The sequence below is a fragment of the Hoeflea prorocentri genome, assembly GCF_027944115.1.
GTDB classification, from domain to species: domain Bacteria; phylum Pseudomonadota; class Alphaproteobacteria; order Rhizobiales; family Rhizobiaceae; genus Hoeflea_A; species Hoeflea_A prorocentri.
In genome coordinates this window covers 3,268,367-3,285,935 of record NZ_JAPJZI010000001.1, presented here as the reverse complement: position 1 = coordinate 3,285,935, position 17,569 = coordinate 3,268,367, and the positions used below count along the sequence as shown (strand labels likewise).

The 17,569-nt window shown below is 60.4% G+C and carries 15 protein-coding genes; 6 read left to right on the top strand and 9 right to left on the bottom strand.

The window, feature by feature from the left end:
* The first annotated feature begins 65 nt into the window (after nucleotides 1–65).
* On the top strand, nucleotides 66–773 hold the full coding sequence (locus OQ273_RS15355) for a GntR family transcriptional regulator (RefSeq protein ID WP_267991373.1): 708 nt from the start codon (nucleotides 66–68) through the stop codon (nucleotides 771–773).
* 27 nt (nucleotides 774–800) lie between these two features.
* Here the strand turns inward: OQ273_RS15355 and OQ273_RS15350 are convergent, their stop codons facing one another.
* On the bottom strand, nucleotides 801–2,027 hold the full coding sequence (locus tag OQ273_RS15350) for a metal-dependent hydrolase family protein (protein WP_267991372.1): 1,227 nt from the start codon (nucleotides 2,025–2,027) through the stop codon (nucleotides 801–803).
* A 201-nt stretch (nucleotides 2,028–2,228) separates the two neighbouring features.
* Between OQ273_RS15350 and OQ273_RS15345 the strand changes: the two genes are divergently transcribed.
* From OQ273_RS15345 to OQ273_RS15335, 3 genes are read left to right on the top strand one after another with little or no spacing between them, the layout of a single operon-like run.
* Nucleotides 2,229–3,230 carry a 4-hydroxyproline epimerase gene (locus tag OQ273_RS15345; protein ID WP_267991371.1) on the top strand — a complete coding sequence of 334 codons (1,002 nt, stop codon included), beginning with the start codon at nucleotides 2,229–2,231 and terminating at the stop codon, nucleotides 3,228–3,230.
* An 11-nt stretch (nucleotides 3,231–3,241) separates the two neighbouring features.
* Nucleotides 3,242–4,291 (top strand): trans-3-hydroxy-L-proline dehydratase, encoded by a 1,050-nt coding sequence (locus tag OQ273_RS15340; RefSeq protein ID WP_267991370.1) that lies wholly within the window; start codon nucleotides 3,242–3,244, stop codon nucleotides 4,289–4,291.
* A gap of 9 nt (nucleotides 4,292–4,300) precedes the next feature.
* Entirely contained in the window at nucleotides 4,301–5,143 is an 843-nt protein-coding gene (locus OQ273_RS15335; protein WP_267991369.1) for a methyltransferase, read from the top strand.
* A gap of 38 nt (nucleotides 5,144–5,181) precedes the next feature.
* Here OQ273_RS15335 and pap read toward each other — a convergent pair whose 3' ends face one another.
* Nucleotides 5,182–6,744, bottom strand: coding sequence for a polyphosphate:AMP phosphotransferase (gene pap / locus OQ273_RS15330; RefSeq protein WP_267991368.1), 1,563 nt, complete (start codon nucleotides 6,742–6,744; stop codon nucleotides 5,182–5,184).
* A gap of 179 nt (nucleotides 6,745–6,923) precedes the next feature.
* On the opposite strand from pap, the gene OQ273_RS15325 reads away from it, so the two are divergent.
* On the top strand, nucleotides 6,924–7,754 hold the full coding sequence (locus OQ273_RS15325; protein WP_267991367.1) for a universal stress protein: 831 nt from the start codon (nucleotides 6,924–6,926) through the stop codon (nucleotides 7,752–7,754).
* A 52-nt stretch (nucleotides 7,755–7,806) separates the two neighbouring features.
* Here the strand turns inward: OQ273_RS15325 and OQ273_RS15320 are convergent, their stop codons facing one another.
* The 4 genes from OQ273_RS15320 to OQ273_RS15305 form a co-directional block, all read right to left on the bottom strand.
* Nucleotides 7,807–8,106 carry a hypothetical protein gene (locus OQ273_RS15320; RefSeq protein ID WP_267991366.1) on the bottom strand — a complete coding sequence of 100 codons (300 nt, stop codon included), beginning with the start codon at nucleotides 8,104–8,106 and terminating at the stop codon, nucleotides 7,807–7,809.
* Between the two features lie 64 nt (nucleotides 8,107–8,170).
* A complete protein-coding gene (locus OQ273_RS15315) occupies nucleotides 8,171–9,364 on the bottom strand; it encodes an efflux RND transporter periplasmic adaptor subunit (protein ID WP_267991365.1) in 1,194 nt (397 codons plus the stop codon).
* A gap of 15 nt (nucleotides 9,365–9,379) precedes the next feature.
* On the bottom strand, nucleotides 9,380–11,815 hold the full coding sequence (locus OQ273_RS15310) for an ABC transporter permease (protein WP_267991364.1): 2,436 nt from the start codon (nucleotides 11,813–11,815) through the stop codon (nucleotides 9,380–9,382).
* Between the two features lie 2 nt (nucleotides 11,816–11,817).
* A complete protein-coding gene (locus tag OQ273_RS15305) occupies nucleotides 11,818–12,525 on the bottom strand; it encodes an ABC transporter ATP-binding protein (RefSeq protein WP_267991363.1) in 708 nt (235 codons plus the stop codon).
* Between the two features lie 183 nt (nucleotides 12,526–12,708).
* Here OQ273_RS15305 and recQ point away from each other — a divergent pair, with 183 nt between their 5' ends.
* Nucleotides 12,709–14,559 carry a DNA helicase RecQ gene (gene recQ / locus OQ273_RS15300; protein ID WP_267991362.1) on the top strand — a complete coding sequence of 617 codons (1,851 nt, stop codon included), beginning with the start codon at nucleotides 12,709–12,711 and terminating at the stop codon, nucleotides 14,557–14,559.
* 48 nt (nucleotides 14,560–14,607) lie between these two features.
* Here the strand turns inward: recQ and OQ273_RS15295 are convergent, their stop codons facing one another.
* Genes OQ273_RS15295 through dctP form a run of 3 tightly spaced genes read right to left on the bottom strand, consistent with a single transcriptional unit; the run spans nucleotide 14,608 to nucleotide 17,480 of the window.
* Nucleotides 14,608–15,915: a TRAP transporter large permease gene (locus OQ273_RS15295; RefSeq protein ID WP_267991361.1), complete on the bottom strand. Its 1,308-nt coding sequence runs from the start codon at nucleotides 15,913–15,915 to the stop codon at nucleotides 14,608–14,610.
* The gene (locus tag OQ273_RS15290; protein ID WP_267991360.1) at nucleotides 15,915–16,421 is read right to left on the bottom strand and encodes a TRAP transporter small permease; all 507 of its coding nucleotides are present in this window, start codon (nucleotides 16,419–16,421) and stop codon (nucleotides 15,915–15,917) included. The genes OQ273_RS15295 and OQ273_RS15290 overlap by 1 nt, the downstream gene beginning before the upstream one ends.
* Nucleotides 16,422–16,469: 48 nt before the next feature.
* Nucleotides 16,470–17,480 (bottom strand): TRAP transporter substrate-binding protein DctP, encoded by a 1,011-nt coding sequence (dctP, locus tag OQ273_RS15285; RefSeq protein WP_267991359.1) that lies wholly within the window; start codon nucleotides 17,478–17,480, stop codon nucleotides 16,470–16,472.
* Nucleotides 17,481–17,569 lie beyond the last annotated feature (89 nt).

Below are 17,569 nucleotides of genomic sequence, written 5' to 3'. Positions count from 1 at the left end.
TGACATGTCAATGCCACGCTCTGGTTGTGGTATTAAAGCAAGCGAATCAAGGGAGTGAGGCCGACGTGCCGGCAGGAAATGAAATTCGCAACATACCGGATGCGCCGATGCAGGAAGCGCCGCATCTGAAAGATGAAGCGTTCCGCGATCTTGAACGGATGATCGTCTATGGACAGCTTGAGCCTGGACACTGGGTTTCCGAGACGGATCTCGTGGAGATATCGGGACATACAAGGGCGCCCGTCCGCTCGGCAATCCAGCGGCTGGCCGACGGTGGGCTCCTGAAGATCGTGCCGCGGCGTGGCGCGCAGATTTGCCCTATAGACTATACCGAACAGTTTCGACTGCTCGAGCTCCGGCGTGTGGTCGAGGTGCTTGTGGCGCGCTCGGCGGCCAAACGCGCCACCCTGCCGCAAAGGGAGAAATTCAGGCAGATTTCCAAAGGGTTCCGCGAGGTTGCCGTAACCCGCGACCAGAAAATCATGACGGAACTGGATTCGGAGTGTTTCAGCCTTTTGACCCTGGCATCGGACAACCGGTTTGCGGCGCGTGCGCTGACGTCGGTCAAGGGGCTTTCGCGCCGGTTCTGGGTGCTGAACCAGGAAAGGCACGGCGACGTGGTGCGCATGGCTGAGGCGCATGCCGCTGTTGCCGAAGCTGTGTCGGAGGGCGATGAGGCGGCTGCCGAAAGGGCGGTGTGCGCTGTCATTGATTATGTCGAGGAATTCACCCTCGAGGTTGTTGGTTTCAGCAGAACGATAAACGCCTCCTGAGAGCCGGTTTCCACACCACAATCCAAGCTAAAGCCGTGATCGGACGATGCGCCCGCCCTTCATGACCAGGGCCACAGTCTGCGCCGAATGAACGAAGATTGACAAATCTTCCAGCGGATCGCCGTCGACAACGATGATATCGGCATGGGCGCCCGGCGCGATCACCCCGAGCTCTCCCTTTGCCTGAACGATCTCGGCATTGATGGATGTCGCTGAGCGAAGTACGTCGATGGCGGGCTGCACTCTGCCGCGCAGCAGGAGTTCACGGCCTTGCGTTTTGACGAATTCATGACCGTGCAGGTCGCAACCGAGACCGAGCTTCACGCCAGCCGCCGCGCAGGCTTCGATTGCCTCCAGCGAGCTCTTGTTGACTGCCCGCACACGCTCCGCCGCTGATTCAGGCAGACCGAGCGCGCTGGCGTTTTCGGCAATCAGTTCGCCGGCAGACAATGTTGGCACCACATAGGCGCCGGCGGCGGCAATCTTGGCGGCGGTCTCCGGCCCGATCAAACTGCCATGCTCGATGGTCCTGACACCCAGCCTGATGCATCGCTGGGCCGCCTTATCCGTATGGCAATGCGCCATCACATAGGAACCCCGGCGCTCGGCTTCCTCCACCGCGACGGAGATCTCCTCGTCCGAGAAATGCGGCATCTCCAGCGGCGCGAGATCGGTCGAGACACCGCCTGAAACGAAGATCTTTATATGCGTTGCACCTTTGCGGAATTCTTCGCGTGCGGCCTTGCGCACCTCGTCCGGTCCGTCAACCGCCTGGGTGACGACACCGGAATAGGCGCAGCCGCAAGGCTCCACATAGTTGCGCCGGCGCATGTCTCCATGGCCACCGGTCTGCGTCAGCGCCCTGCCGGGATAATAAAAGCGTGGCCCGTCGATGAGACCCTCATCGATTGCCAGCTTTAACCCGAGATCACCACCGCCGGCATCGCGAAGCGTCGTATAACCCCGGTCTAGCGCGCCGGAAAGCAGCCGGGCAGCATGGGCGCCGAGCAGCGCCGGGGGCATCCTGTCGGACCCATAGAAATCGTAGCTGGGCGTGTTGGCGTGGTAATGCGCATCGATCAGGCCCGGCATGACAAAGCGCTGACCGACATCAATGCGGGAAGCGTTTTCCAGCGACAAGGTCTCGCCGACCTCCCGTATCCGGCCATCTTCGATCAGAACGTCCACCGGCACGCGGATTTTATCCGAGACACCGTCAAAGAGCCTTGCATTTGAAAGGATGATTGCGGACACGCTGTTCTCCATGTTGGGGACCGGCTGGTTGAGGCCGATACTAGGGATTGCGCCGCATGTTCTCAACCGGGCTTCAGGCTCCGGCGGGGCGGGCATGTCGAATGCCGGTGTTGCGGCTGGCCTTGGGCGGCTGTAGGTCTATTATCGCGGTGCCTGACCAGGGTCCGCATGGCAGCGAAATGGGATCTGGATCAATACGAAATGGCGAACCACACATTCCAGTGTATTGACGGGCACACCTGCGGCAATCCCGTGCGGGTGGTCAGCGGTGGCGCACCCGTATTGCAGGGCGGGACCATGCTGGAGCGGCGTGCGCATTTTCTGGCGGAATATGATTGGGTCCGAACCGGCCTGATGTTCGAGCCGCGCGGCCACGATCAGATGTCCGGCTCGATACTCTATCCCTCGACCCGCGAAGACTGCGATATCGCCATCCTCTTTATCGAAACCTCGGGGTGCCTTCCCATGTGCGGGCATGGAACCATCGGTACCGTGACGACGGCCATAGAAAACGGTCTGGTTTCGCCGCGCACGCCCGGTACGCTGCGCCTCGATACGCCCGCCGGCCCGGTCACTGCCGAATACCGGCAGCAAGGCCGTTTCGTCGAAGAGGTCCGGCTGACAAATGTGCCGTCATTTCTCTTCAAGACCGGCCTGACGGCACACGTGGAAGGGCTCGGCGACGTCTCGGTCGATGTTGCCTATGGCGGCAATTTCTACGCCATTGTCGAACCGCAGGAGGCCTTTTCGGATATGGCCGAGCATCGGGCCACCGATCTTGTGGGTTGGAGCCCGCTTTTAAGGGCGGCTCTCAACGAGAAATACGAGTTCGTTCACCCGCAAACACCGGAGATATCGGGCCTGTCGCACATCATGTGGACGGGACGGCCGACCGCTGACGGCGCGCATGCGCGCAACGCGGTTTTTTACGGAGACAAGGCGCTGGACCGTTCGCCCTGCGGTACCGGAACATCGGCACGCATGGCGCTGGAAAGCGCGCGCGGAAAGCTGTCGCCGGGAGACGATTATGTTCATGAGAGCATCATCGGCTCGCTTTTCAACGGGCGAGTGGAGGACACGACGAAAATCGGCGATTATGACGCGATCATCCCGTCCATTGGCGGCTGGGCGCGTGTCACCGGATTCAACACGATCTTCATCGACGACCGCGACCCTTATGCGCATGGATTTGTCGTCATCTGATGGGAAGCGTCATGCAAGCAACCGGAGCCGTTGAGGTCATAAGCTGCCACGCCGAAGGCGAGGTGGGCGATGTCATTGTCGGCGGTGTCGAACCGCCGCCCGGCGACACGTTGTGGCAACAGCGAAACTTTATCGCCCGTGACGGCACCTTGCGCGATTTTATGCTGAACGAACCGCGTGGCGGCGTTTTCCGGCATGTCAATCTGCTCGTTCCGCCGAAGCATCCGCAGGCCGATATGGGCTTCATCATCATGGAACCGGAAGACACGCCGCCGATGTCCGGTTCAAATTCCATCTGCGTATCGACCGTGCTTCTGGAGAGCGGCATCGTGCCTATGAAGGAGCCGGTCAGTGAACTGACCCTGGAAGCGCCTGGCGGCCTTGTTCGCGTCATGGCCCGCTGCCGCCACGGCAAGGTTGAGGACGTGACCGTTCGCAATTTGCCTTCATTTGCCGACCGGCTCGATGCCGCACTTGAGGTCGACGGTCTTGGAACCCTGAATGTCGATACGGCATTCGGCGGCGACAGTTTTGTCATAGTCGATGCCGATGAACTTGGTTTTGAGCTTGTCGAGGCCGAAGCGCGCGATCTAGCGCAAACGGGAATGTTCATAACGCAGGCCGCAAACCGGCAGCTTGGTTTTCGCCATCCGAAGCTTGCCGAATGGAGCCACATATCCTTCTGCCTTTTTGCCGGTGCTCAGATAAAGGACGAAAACGGTTTCAGCGCCAAATCCGCCGTCGCCATCCGGCCCGGCAAGATCGACGGGTCTCCGACCGGAACGGCCCTCTCGGCCCGCATGGCCGTTGAATATGCGCGCGGCAGGATGAAGGTGGGTGACACGCTGCAGGCACGCTCCATTATCGGGTCCACCTTCACAGGCCGTATTGTGGAAACAGCTGACATGAGCGGCAAAGACGCCATCGTGCCCGAGATCACGGGCCGTGCCTGGATAACCGGCACCCATCAGCACACGCTCGATCCGGCTGATCCGTGGCCGCGGGGCTATCGCCTGAGCGATACCTGGCCGGATGACGGCCACAAACTCAATGATGAATGAGGCGTTGCCGTGAGCAGAATCGACGAAGACGCGCTCGCAAAAGCCTATAATCGTGGCCTGGCCCTGGAAAAGTCCGGAGATGCTGCGGGCGCGGCTAAAGCCTATAGGCAGGCCCTGGCGCTCGATCCGCAAGACCATGGCGGTGTGTCGATCCGGCTTGCAGCCCTGGGGCTGGAGGCAGCACCGGAAAAAATGCCGGACGCCTATGTGGCGATGCTGTTCGATCAGCATGCCGATGAGTTCGATGAAATACTGGTGGAGCGGCTGCGTTACAGCGTGCCGATGCAATTGCGTCAGCTTTTGCGCCAAAAAGATATACGGCAGGTCGGGCATGTGCTGGATCTTGGCTGCGGCACTGGCCTGACCGGCATGGCGCTCAACGATTGCGCAGAGCGTTTGACGGGTGTCGACCTTTCTGAACAGATCGTTGAACTGGCTTATGACAGGGAGGTTTACGACGATCTCTACGTCGGTGAAGCGGTTGCCTTCCTGGAAGATTTCGAAGACGAAGAGGCCGGACGCCTTGCCTTTGACATGGTCGTGGCGACCGACGTCTTTCCCTATCTCGGTGATATGGAACCGATCGTGCGCGCAACGGCGGACCGGTTGGTGCCGGGCGGTCTCTTCGGGTTTTCAACCGAAACGCTGCCATCATCCGTTATCGGCAAGACCGGCTACACCGTCGGTCCGAACCGGCGATTTGCTCATGATCCGGCCTATGTGCGCCGTGTTCTTGTGGCGGCCGGCTTTGAGCTGTTGACCCTCGACGATATTACGGTCCGGTTCGAGGAAGGCCATCCCGTGCCCGGACATCTGGTCCTGGCGCGTCTGACCGGCGACGCTTCGGCATAGGGCTGCCTGTTCGTCGACGCCCGCAATTCCGGATCTGCCTAGTCGAAAGGTTCGTCCAGTGCTTCGGCAAGCTGCCGGCAATAGGTTTCGACGACTTTCACACGGGCAAACCGCTTGTCATTGCCTTCAACAAGCGTCCACGGCGCGGTGGATGTACTTGTGTATTGTACCAGATCGTTGACAGCCTGTTCGTACTGGCCCCATTTGTCCCGGTTGCGCCAGTCTTCATCCGTCAGCTTCCAGCGTTTGTAAGGCGTCTTTTCCCGCAGCTTGAAGCGCGCGAGCTGTTCGTCCTTGGTGATGTGGATCCAGTATTTGACGAGTATGGTTCCGTGTTCGATCAGCTGGTCCTCGAACTCGTTGATCTCCGCATAGGCGCGGCGCCACTCATCTTCGTTTGCAAAGCCTTCGATCCGTTCGACAAGAACGCGGCCATACCAGGTCCGGTCGAATATGGTCACATAGCCGTCGCGCGGCATCCTGCGCCAGAAGCGCCACAGATAGTGCCGCGCCAGTTCTTCATCCGTTGGCGCGGCTATGCCGTGAACCTGGTAGTTTCGTGCATCAAGCGCCTCGTTGATGCGGCGGATCGCGCCGCCCTTGCCCGCCGCGTCGGGGCCCTCGAACAGAAGCACGCTGGAGCGGTTCTTGGCCTTGGCGATAAGGTGCAGGCGGTGAAGACGCGCCTGAAGATCGAGCAGGCGCTCCTTATAGGGTTGCTTTTCCAGCTTTTTTGCCATGTTGAGGCTGCTCAATACCGTAATGGACTTTGCCGTCTCATAGGCATCGTTCGCCGGCTCCACCACGTCCGATTGTCCTTTCTTTGCCTTGCCGTTCTTGACAGACACGGGGGGCTCCGGTTGGCTTGCGGCTTCATCGGCCTGAGGCGTTTCCCTGAACCTGCGCTCAATGGCTTCGCGCAGAATATTGGTGACGGTAATCGCCCGGTAATTGGCATCGGTCCCTTCAACGACCGTCCAGGGTGCAATGCCGCGGTTGGTTCTGGAAATCAGCGGCTCGGCCGTATCGATGAACTTGTCGTAAAGACGCCAGTGTTCCCAATCGCGCTCTGTGACGCGCGCTGCGGTCAGCGGGTCGTTTTCCAGGTTCTTCAGCCGGCGCTCCTGCGCCTCCCGGCTCAGATGCATCCAGAATTTGAGGATCAGTGTCCCGTCGCGGGCCAGCGCGCGCTCAAAGGCGGCGATGCGTTCCAGTTGTTTGATGAAGGAGGCTTCGTCGAGCTTGTCGTGAACTTTTTCAAGAAGCGGACGCGTATACCAGGCGCTCAGAAACATGCCGATCCGCCCCCGCGGCGGCAGATCGCGCCAGTATTTCCAGAACTCGGGTCGTTCCGAGTTGGAATTGCCGATATCATCATAGGCACGGGTGATCAGCCAGCGCGGATCCATCCAGGCGTTCAAAAGGCTGACCGTTTCCCCCTTGCCGCCGCCGTCAACGCCGGCAAACAGCAGAACGACTGAAAACCGTTTGTTTCTGTGTAGTTCGTCCTGGAGCTCGAGCAATTGCTGGCGCATATCGGGCGCTGCGCGTTTGAAGTCAGCCTTCGAGATTGTGCGGCCCAGTTCTGCGGTTTCGAACATATCATTCCCCCATCGGCCGGTGGAGTGACGCCCCGGCCGTGCATGCCATCAACCTCACAATATTAAACCAAGCTGGAATCAACGGCTTGATCTATCGCAATCTCTAAGCCCGCAGTTCGGCTAGAATGATCGGATGCCGGGAACAGGCCCGGATCCGTGTTACGAGTGAGGAATTCGCCATGCCCATCACGACGCTGCTAGCCATTCACGCCACGGACGATTCGCCGGATGATCTCAAGCCGGTCACCGAACTCGCCGGTCAAATGGGCGTTCATCTCAACCTGGTTGTTTTCGGCGCCCTGGACACGATGCCCACCGCCACGTATCCGGGCCTTCCCTATGCTTATCTGGCAGAGGAACACAGCCAGGTCCTGGAAAAGGCCAAACAACGTGCAAAGACAATCGAGGCGCTGGTCGGCCATGCCAATCTCTCCGTATCGGTTATGGTCGAGTGCGTGGACCGTGGCATGGTCGCAAAGACCATGACGCGCCATGCGTTGTGCGCTGACCTGGCGGTGTTTCCGAACCGCAGCATTCCGCGTCAGGCGCATTTGACGGACGCATTCAACGGCGTTCTTTTCGAAGCCGACCGCCCCGTTCTGGTACTTGGCGAAGACGGCCGGCCTGCCGCCGCGCCGAAACGCGTGCTCATGGCCTGGAACGGCGAGCCCGAAGCTGCAGCGGCCATCCATCAGAACGTGCATCTTCTTCAATCGATAGAGGAGATACATCTGGTAACGGTCGGTGAAGAAGAACAGGCCGCCGTTGGCGGTATCGAAGCCGAGATGTCGCTGTTCCTGGCCCGCCACGGCAAGGAGGTAAAGGTTGATCATCTGAACGAGGATACCGACGATGTCAGCGCAGTTCTCATGGCGCACGCATCACGGATCGACGCCGATATGATCGTCATGGGCGCCTATGGACATTCCCGGATCCGCCAGTGGCTTTTGGGCGGGACCACCCGCGATACGTTGTCAAGCTCAAGGCTGCCGGTCTTCATGGCGCACTGACCGGTTGGTCATGCGTCATCAAATGCTGCAATTGAAGCCTGGCCTGCCGCGATCAGCACACGGCCACTTCGCAAGGCCGGATGGTGAATTTCTTGTCCGGCTCGGTTCGTGATGCGTCGAACATCCGGCCATCGACACATTGCACACGGGCTTCATAGTAGCGGTTGGCGCCGAGTTGGCCCTCCTGCATATTCAGGAAATAGTTTACCGCGCATTCCTGTTCGGTTTGCAGTTGCTGCCCGAGATCATCCAGCCAGGCCGGATCGGACGATTGTGACAGGGCAGGAGAGAGCGCTGCCGCACACATGGCCGCGGCAGCCGAGCCAAGCAATGCAGTCCTGAAACGTGACATAAACACCTCCATGAATTGTCCTTTTCACGCTAAGGTGCGGTGATTTCCGGTTCCTTGCGTCAGATCAAACACGCGGTCGTTCCTCCACGAGACTGCCGTCTTCGAGCAGGTCGCTGGGGTAAAGCACCACTGTATCTCCATCTTCCAGCCCGCCGGTCACCTCGGCGTCGGTATTGTTCATCTGTCCAACCTTGATGCGCCGCAGTGTGGCCTTGCCGTCGGACACAACGAAAACCGACCATTCACCACCTGTACGAAACAGGGCGGCGATCGGAACTGTCAGCACATTGTCGTCCTGCCATATCCCGAGGCGTGCAAGAACTCGGAAGCCATGGCCGAGATTGTTCGGAACGCTTGCCGGATCGATCACCACATTGACCCGTTGTTCCTCGATGCCAAGCGACGACACTTTGGTAAAGGCAGCCGGCTCGACGGTCCGTACGGTGCCGGTGATGTCGTTATCGCCGCCCCAATCGGTAATCTGTACCGTCGCACCGGGTTCGATACGGGCCGCGTCGCTGGAAAGCAGGTCAACGACGATCTCCAGATTGGCCGGATCGCCGATCTCGGCGATAAGGGTGCCCGGGGAAACGGTCTGTTCGCTGCGGGCAATCACTTTCAGGACAATTCCGTCGATCGGTGCGGTGATGTTGACGCAGCAATCGCCCGACGGGTCACGATTGTCGGGCGTGCTCGGCTGCTGCAGCCTGGCTTCCGCGCTTGCCAGTTCCGCCTTGCGCAGCTTGATCGTCGCCTCGGCACTGGAAACCTGCGCTTTCTTCAGTTCCCACTCGCTATAGGAATGTTCAAGCTGGCTGATCGATATGGTTTTTGTCCTTGCGAGTTTTTCGGCCCGCTCATAATTGGACTTTGCAAGATCGTGTGCCGTCTGCGCGCGCTGCAACTCGACCTCCGCAAGCGCCACGGATGAACGCGCGGCTTCGGCGGCAGCGCGCAGCTCGGCCCGTGTGCGTTCATCCAGGAAGGTCGGTTCCATCGGGAATATGGATGCGATCACCGTTTCATTGGCTTTGACGACCTCGCCCTCGTCGAGCGTTGTCCGGGCAAGATGTCCGGCAATCGGCGAAGACACCGCATAAACATCGCGCACCCGGGTCACCCCCTCCTCATCGATGCTTACATGCAGCGATCCTGACTCCACGATTGCCGTATCGACCGCCGTCGGCCTTTCGCGCAGGGCCAGATAAAAGCCGCCGCCGATGACCGCGGCGATGAAAATGAGTCCGATCCGTTTCATCCACACACGCATGGTTCACTCTCTCGTTTTCAAAACACGGATAAGGTCGAGCCGGTCGACCCGCCGCCGCACGATCAGTGCCGATACAAGCGCCGCCGCCACGACCACAAGGCTGGAAACCGCAAATGTCTGGGCACTGACCACCAGCGGAATACGGAAGAGATCGGAGGCAAAACCCTGCACCACCGACCAGGACAGGCCATAGCCCAACAGCCAGCCGAGAGGCTGTGCCATAAAGACGATCACCGCAAGTTCTATCAGCAGGACGCTGGAAACCTCGGCCCGTGTGAACCCGAAGACCCGCAGGCTTGCAAGTTCACGTGCCCGTTCCGAAAGCTGTATGCGCGCCGAATTGTAGATCACGCCGAAGGTGATGATCACGGCAAGCGCAATATAGATCGCTGTAGAGGTCGTGATGTTCTGTTCGATTGTTTCGCGGAAGCGTTGGCGCGCCATGCCCTGCAGGGCGATGCCGGCAATGGCCGGGGTCTCCTTGACTTCCGCATAGAGTTCCGGAAGCGCATCGCTGTCGACAAGGATACGCGCGCCCGACACACGCGGGCCGTCCCGCAGCAGGCGGTCCAGCGCCTGGCTGCGCATATAGGCGGTCAGGCCGACATAGCTCTGCGCAAGCCCGCTGACGGAAACGGCTCCGGTCAGGGAAGGCCCGGCCGCGTCGGGACTGGTTGCGGGGCCGCCCGCGAGTGCGCCAATTTCAATTTGGACGGTTCTGCCGTCGCGTTCCAGCAGCTCGACTTCGACGAAATCGCCGGGTTTGAGATGCAGCTTCTCTGCCACCCGTTCCGAAAGAACAAGCCCGGCGGACGGCGCCGACATGGGATTGAGGTCGAGATCGAGGATGCGTGAAAGATCGGCCTCCTCGGGAACACCGACGATCGACATGCGCAACTCGCGGTGGTCGTTGCGCAGCTTGACCGCCGTCTGCCTGAAGGGTTCCGCCTTCAGGACGCCGGGAAGGGCGGCGACAGCATAGAGCGCATCGGGCGCAAGCTCCTGCGAAAAAGTCAGGGTCGCGTCCTGCCGGTCGGCCTGGAAGAAGATCGCGTCGATCATGAAGTCGATGGAGTCGTATGAGAACAGCGATGTGATCAGCAGGGCGACCGACATCGAGGTGCCGAGCGCCGTCAGGAAGGTGCGCACCGGCCAGCGGATGAGATGACGCAGCGCCATTACAGTCAGTTGTGAAAACAGCTTGATCCTTTGCAGATGCCCGAAGAAGAAGCTGCGATAGCTGGTCGGCGCCGGCGGGCTCATGGCAACGGCGGGCGGCAGCGAAACCGTCGACCAGATGGCCTTGACCGCACCGGCAAGCGCCGCCGCCACGGTGACCACGCCGGCAAGGGCGTAAAGATCGACACTCTGGCGAAAGATGAGGAAGGGAAACGAGAAGAAATCGGCATAAAGCCGGGTCAACCCGCGCCCCATCCACCAGCCGGCGACAGAGCCGATGGCAAGCCCGACGAGGGCGATGACAATGACCAGTTTGGCATAATGACCGCCAATCGCCAGATTGCCGTATCCAAGCGCTTTCAGCAGGCCGACCTGCTCGCGTTCCAGTGCGATCAGCCGCGACAGGATCATATTGACCAGGAATGCGGCGACCGCCAGGAAAATGGGCGGAATGATCGACGACATGGCCTGTAGCTGTTCGAGCTCGGCATCCAGGAATGCATTCGAGAACTGGTCTTCCCGGTCATAGGCTCCTGTTCCGCCATAGGGCTCCAGTATGTCGTCGAGCGCGTCGATAATGGCGCGGGTCTCGGCATTGCGTACGGTTGCAAGGCTCACATCATTGAACGCCCCGTCGAGGTCGAACAGGCCGCCAAGCGTCTTTTCCGACATGAAGAACACGCCGTAGCGGCGCGGATCGGGGATCATGTCGCCCGGCCCGATGGCGTAGATATATTCCGGCGACAAGACAATGCCGACAATGGTAAGCGCCCGCTTGCGGCCGTCCATGATCGCCTCGAACGAATCGCCCGGCCGGAACCCGTGCGCATCGGCGAAGGTTTCGATAACCGCCACCTCGTTCTGGCGTCCCGGCTCGGGCAGCCGGCCGTAACGAAGGTAGAGCCGGTTGACGGATGGATCGCGGAATTCCGGGATCGAGACCACCTTGCCGGAGGCGGGTTCGGCCATGCCGACAACATCGATCAGCACAGGTTTGACGATCCTCAGTTCGGCGGACGCCACACCGGAGATATTCTCGATGCGCGATTTGAGGTGCTGCGGCGCCCGCACGGCGGTGGCGAACACCGTACCGAAGCGGTAGCGGTCATAAAAGGCGGCGCGCGTCTCCTCCAACGAGCGATAGGCGCCGACCGACAGGATGAGCGTCGCCACGCCGCAGGCCATGACCAGCGCGATGGCCAGCGCCTGCGCCCACAGCCGTCCGAAATCCCGGTAGAGTTTCCTGTCGAGCATGCTCATGGCTACCACACCACTTCGGAGGGGCGGATCCGCGTCTCGTTGGTCTTGATCTGCGCGATCTTGCCGTCGATGAAGGAAACGACCCGGTGGGCAATGGCCTGAATCGCCGCATTGTGGGTGATGACGGCCGTTGTCGTGCCCAGTTCATCGTTGATCTTGGCGAGCGCCTCAAGGACAAGGATGCCGGTCTTGGAATCGAGCGCGCCGGTCGGCTCGTCGCAAAGCAGAACCTCTGGCCGTTTGGCGATCGCCCGGGCAATGGCGACGCGCTGCTGCTCGCCGCCAGACATCTGCGCGGGGAAATGCGTCATCCGGTCGCCGAGGTCGACCATGCCGAGTGCTTCGTCAGGGGACATCGGGTCGCGCGCCACTTCCGTCACCAGCGCGACATTCTCCCAGGCCGTCAGGCTGGGGATGAGGTTGTAGAACTGGAAGACGAAGCCCACATGATCGCGCCGGTAGCGCGTCAACTGCCGCTCGCTATAGGCGGTCAGTTCCTCATCGCCGAAATGCACCGAACCGCTGGTTGGCGTATCGAGCCCGCCGACAATGTTCAGGAAAGTCGACTTGCCGCTGCCCGAGGGGCCGAGCAGCACAGTCATCTCGCCCTCGTAGAGCGTGATGTCGACGCCATTGAGCGCCCGTACCTCGACATCGCCACTGCGATAAATCTTTGTCAGCTCCCGTGTCCGGAAGATGGCCTTGTCCATAATCGCCGCCCTTTCGCGGGCCAGCATGCACCTCAGCGCAAACGCCCGCCTTGATTCTTGTCAACTTAGCTATAGCCGGGCTGGCAGAGTATAGCTGCGCCTCAAATCGGACGAAATGTCGCTTCCCTTTGCTGGCTGATCGTCCATACTTTGCCTGATTCCCCCGTATGCGGAGCAGGCCCCTTGAAATCAGCCGAACACATTGAAGCGGATATTCCGCCTGTTCTGAGCGGTGCCGATCCGCGTTCTGTTCTGCATCATGTCTTCGGCTACAGCGCCTTCCGCCCCGGACAGGAGCGCATCATCGAGCACTTGCTCGCCGGCGAGCATGTGCTTGCCGTCATGCCCACCGGTGGCGGCAAGTCGCTGTGTTACCAGATACCGGCGATCCTGAGCGACGGGGTCACGGTGATTGTCTCGCCGCTTGTCGCGCTGATGGACGATCAGGTCGCCGCGCTCAATGCGAATGGCGTTGCCGCCGTCGGCATTCATTCGGGCATGGATCGGGAGGTGCAGCTGGAAGCCTGGGAGGCCGTGAAGCGCGGCGAGGTCAAGATCGTCTACATGTCGCCGGAGCGGCTGATGAGCGGGCGGATGCTGGCCGCGCTGGGTGAACTGAAAATTGCGATGTTCATCATCGATGAGGCCCATTGCGTCTCCAAATGGGGTGTCAGCTTCCGGCCGGAATACGAGATGCTGTCGCAGCTTAAGGAGCGGTTTTCCGGCGTCACCTTCGGCGCCTTCACCGCAACGGCGGATGCCGCGACACGCGAGGATATCGCCCGAAAGCTCTTTCCGGACTCGGGCACGACCATTGTTCAGGGCTTCGACCGGCCCAATCTGAAGCTCGCCGCCGCGCCGAAGAACGCCTGGCGCGGCCAACTGCTCGATTTCCTGGCGGACAAGGGCGGCGAGAGCGGCATTGTCTATTGCCTGTCGCGCAAGTTCACCGAGGAGGTCGCCGCTTTCCTCTCCGGTGAAGGCTTTAACGCCATTGCCTATCATGCCGGCCAGGATGCGGCGGCGCGCAAGACGGGGCAGGACCGCTTCATGAGCGAGGACGCGGTTATCATGGTTGCCACCATCGCCTTCGGCATGGGCATCGACAAGCCGGATATCCGCTATGTCTGCCACCTCAACCTGCCCGGAAGCGTCGAGGCCTATTATCAGGAGATCGGCCGCGCGGGCCGCGACGGCGCACCGGCTGAAACGCTGATGCTCTATGGGCTCGACGATATCCGCATGCGCCGCATGTTCATCGACGATGACGGCGAGGATCAGGAACACAAAAGGCGCGAACACAAGCGGCTCGATGCCCTGCTTGCCTATTGCGAGGCGCCGTCCTGCCGGCGAAAGGCGCTGCTTGCCTATTTCGATGAGGAGATCGAGGCTTGCGGCAATTGCGACAACTGCATCGACCCGCCGACCCTTGTTGACGGCACCCGCCACGCGCAAATGCTGCTTTCGGCCGTTTACCGCACCGGTCAGGTATTCGGCACGGCTCATGTAATCGATGTTGTGCGTGGCGCCGAGACGCAGAAGATCCTTGAGCGCGGCCATGACAGCCTGCCGACCTTCGGTGTCGGCGCAGACCAGTCAAAGCAATACTGGCAGGCCTTTGTGCGTCAGCTCGTCGCCGGCGGCGCGCTGTCGATCAATATCCGTAGATATGGTTGTCTGGAAATCACCGAAGAGGGGGCGGATATTCTGCGCGGCAAACGCGGTTTCGAGTTCCGCGACCCGCAGATCACCACCAAACGCGACCGCAGGAAAAAACGCTCACCCATAGCTGCCGCAACACTCTCCACCGCCGATGACGAATTGCTGACCAAGCTGAAAGCGCTGCGCCTTGAACTGGCTCGTGAGAAAAACGTCCCCGCCTATGTCATCTTCCCCGACGCCACGCTGATCGAAATGGCCAGCGAACACCCGCTCGATCTTGAGGCGCTTGCGGAAATCAACGGTGTCGGCCCGAAGAAACTCGGCGAATATGGCGCACAGTTTTTGCAGGTGATCGAAGACGAAATAGGCTAGGGGCAGGCAATCATATGGGCCCTGTTACAGCGTTCCAACCGTCGGCCCTTATTGATAGGGCAGCCACAGCGCCAGTTTCGGAAACGCGATCAGCAGTGCGACCAGCAGGAGCGAGCAGCCGATGAACGGGAAGGCTGACGTATAGATTTCGCGCATAGTGGTGCCCGGCGGCGACACGCCCTTCATCACGAATAAGAGCAGCCCGAATGGCGGTGTCGTGAAACTGATTTCAAGGGCGAGCAGCATGATGAGGCCGAACCACACCGGGTCGAAACCGAGCGTCTGCGCCAGCGGGAAGAAAATCGGCACGGTCAGGAGCATCATCGAAATCTGCTCCATGAACATGCCGAGAAGCAAAAGCACGGCGAACATGACGAGCAGCATGGCGAGAGGCGCAAGTTCGAAGGAGGTCGCCCAGCTGACAAGGCCGCGCGAGGCCCCGGAGAAAGCGAGAAGCTGACTGAACGTCGCCGATCCGAAGACGATGAGATAGGCCATCAGTGTCACGCGCAGTGCGCCGTTGATCGACCGCCGCAAAGCATCCCAGGTCAGGCAGCGGAACACGGCGGCGAGGATCAGCACGCCGAGCGCTCCGAAGGCGGCAGCCTCGGATGGCGTGACAAAGCCATTGATCATCAGCGCGACAATAACGACCATGACGCCGACCATCGGCACCACGTCGCGCATCAACAAAAGCGTCTTTTGGCCGAAGGTCATGGGCGGGACGTCATAGGCCGGTGCGGCGTCCGGGTCGATCTTGGTCTGCAGCCAGATCGTGCCGATGTAGAAGGACGCCAGGATCAGCCCGGGGATGACACCGGCAATCAGCAGGGCGCCGACATCAATCTGCGCCAGGGTTGCAAGCAGCACGGCGAGCGCCGATGGCGGAATGATGATCGCCAGACCCCCGGTGCCGAGGATCGGGCCGATGCTCATATGGGACTTGTAGCCGCGGCGGTTCATCTCCGGCACCATCAGCGAGCCGAGCAGGGCCGTCGACCCCATCGATGAACCGGAGAGCGTCGAAAATCCGGTTCCGCCAAGCACCGTCACATAGCTGAGCCGCCCGGGCAGGCGGCCGAGCAACCGGTCGATGGCGTTGAACATGCGCCCGCCAAGGCCGGTATGAAAGAAGATTTCGCCCATCAGGAGGAACAGCGGGATCGGGACCAGCGCATATTTGGTCAGCGCGCCGAGACCGTTGTTCAAAAGCTGGCCGACGCCCCGGTCGCCGCCCATGAACACCCATGCGCCGATAATATTGGCCGCCAGGAAGGCGAGCGCCACCGGCATGCCGAGCGCCATGAGAAAGACGATAGTGCCAAGCAGCAGCAGGAGGGCCTCGTACCATTCCATTATTCGTGAATTCCCGCTTCGCCGGTATGCATGAGCTCAGAGCCGAAGACGAACCGCATGAACTCAATGGCCATCAGCCCGAAGCTGAGCGGGAAGCATACGGTCAAAAGCCATCGCGGATAATAATAGGCGCGGGTGTCGACATCGCCGCGCTCGATATTGGTCAGGAACAGCTCCGCACCCTTCCAGGCGAGGATGATGCAGACGGCAATGCAGGCCAGCGCCACGGCGCGGCTGACAATGCGCCTTGGAAACTCCGACAGCGCCGAGGTCACCAGTTCGATATGCACGTGACCCTTTTCGCGCACCAGCCAGGGCGCTCCGAGCATCGTCATGTAGAAAAGGCCGTATTCAGCGGAGGTGAAGAGCCAGGCAAAGGGCTGCAGCCCGAAATTGCGCATCATGACCGACAGGATGACGGAGACCATCAGCCAGACCAGCGTCGCCCCGGCGATGAAGGCCATGGCGTAAAGCAAGGCGGAATAGCCCTTCCTGATTGCTGTCATCGGTCCCGTCCGGATGACGGGCCCGCCGTGAAGCAGGCCCGGTTGTTCTTAGTTGGCGTCGAGATCGTAGAAGTGCTCGATCAGGCGGTCGTAATTATCTGTTCCGCCCGGCTGATCGGCCATCAATCCCTTCATACGCTCCCAGGTCTTCTCGCGGGCAGCGGCAAGATAGTTGGCCTTTGCCTCGCCTTCGAGGGTGACAACCTTCATGCCGGAGGCTTCCAGTGCGGCGAAGTCCTCATCGCGCTTGGCCCGCAGGGCTTCGACGCTGTCTTTTTCATGCTGGATGGCGACATCCTGCAGGATCTTCTTGGACTCATCGCTCAGGCTGTTCCATTTCTCCAGATTGACGATAACGCCAAGATCGGTGGAAAAGAAGCAGGGCTCGATACGGTAGTTGAGGAACTCGTTCCATTTCAGATCGATCAGGCCGATCTGTGTCCAGCCGGTTGCATCGACAACACCGCGCTGCAGCGCCGAATAAACCTCGCCGGTCGGCAGGTCGATCACCTGAGCGCCGAGATAGTTGGTGAAGAAGGCGTTGTAGACATTGTTGCCGCGCAGCTTCAGGCCCTCGACCTCAAGGTTGCCGGCATCGTCGAAGCTCGGCTCGTCGCGGGTCCACAGATTGTAGCAAACGCCGCTGTCGAACCAGCCGAGATATTTCAGGCCCATCTTTTCCTGATGGATCTGGTCGATCAGCTCAATGCCGCCATTCTCGCGTGTCTCGACGGCTGTCAGGTTCGATGCAACCATGGCGTCTTTCTCGGGCAGCGCGCCGCCGTAGAAGGAACCCGGCGTATAAACCATGTCGACGACACCGTCGCGGACCGCGTCAGGCTGCTGGAACATGCCAATGGCTTCGGGGCCGCCGCGCACGTCGATCTGTACGACGCCCTTGCCGGCCTCGTTGACCTTGTCGACAAAGGACAGGAAGCTCTTTGTGTAAATCAGTGTTTCCGGGAAGGCATGGACCGCTGAGATCCTGTCTTCCGCATGCGCCACCGCGGCAAAGAGCGTGGTGCTGGCGACAAGGCCGCCGATGATCATCTTGTTCATTTCATTCCTCCGTGGTTCGGGACAGCAATGAGCGTTGTCCCATTGGTCTACCGGCAAGGTCCGGATGGTGTGTTGCATCCGTCATTGCC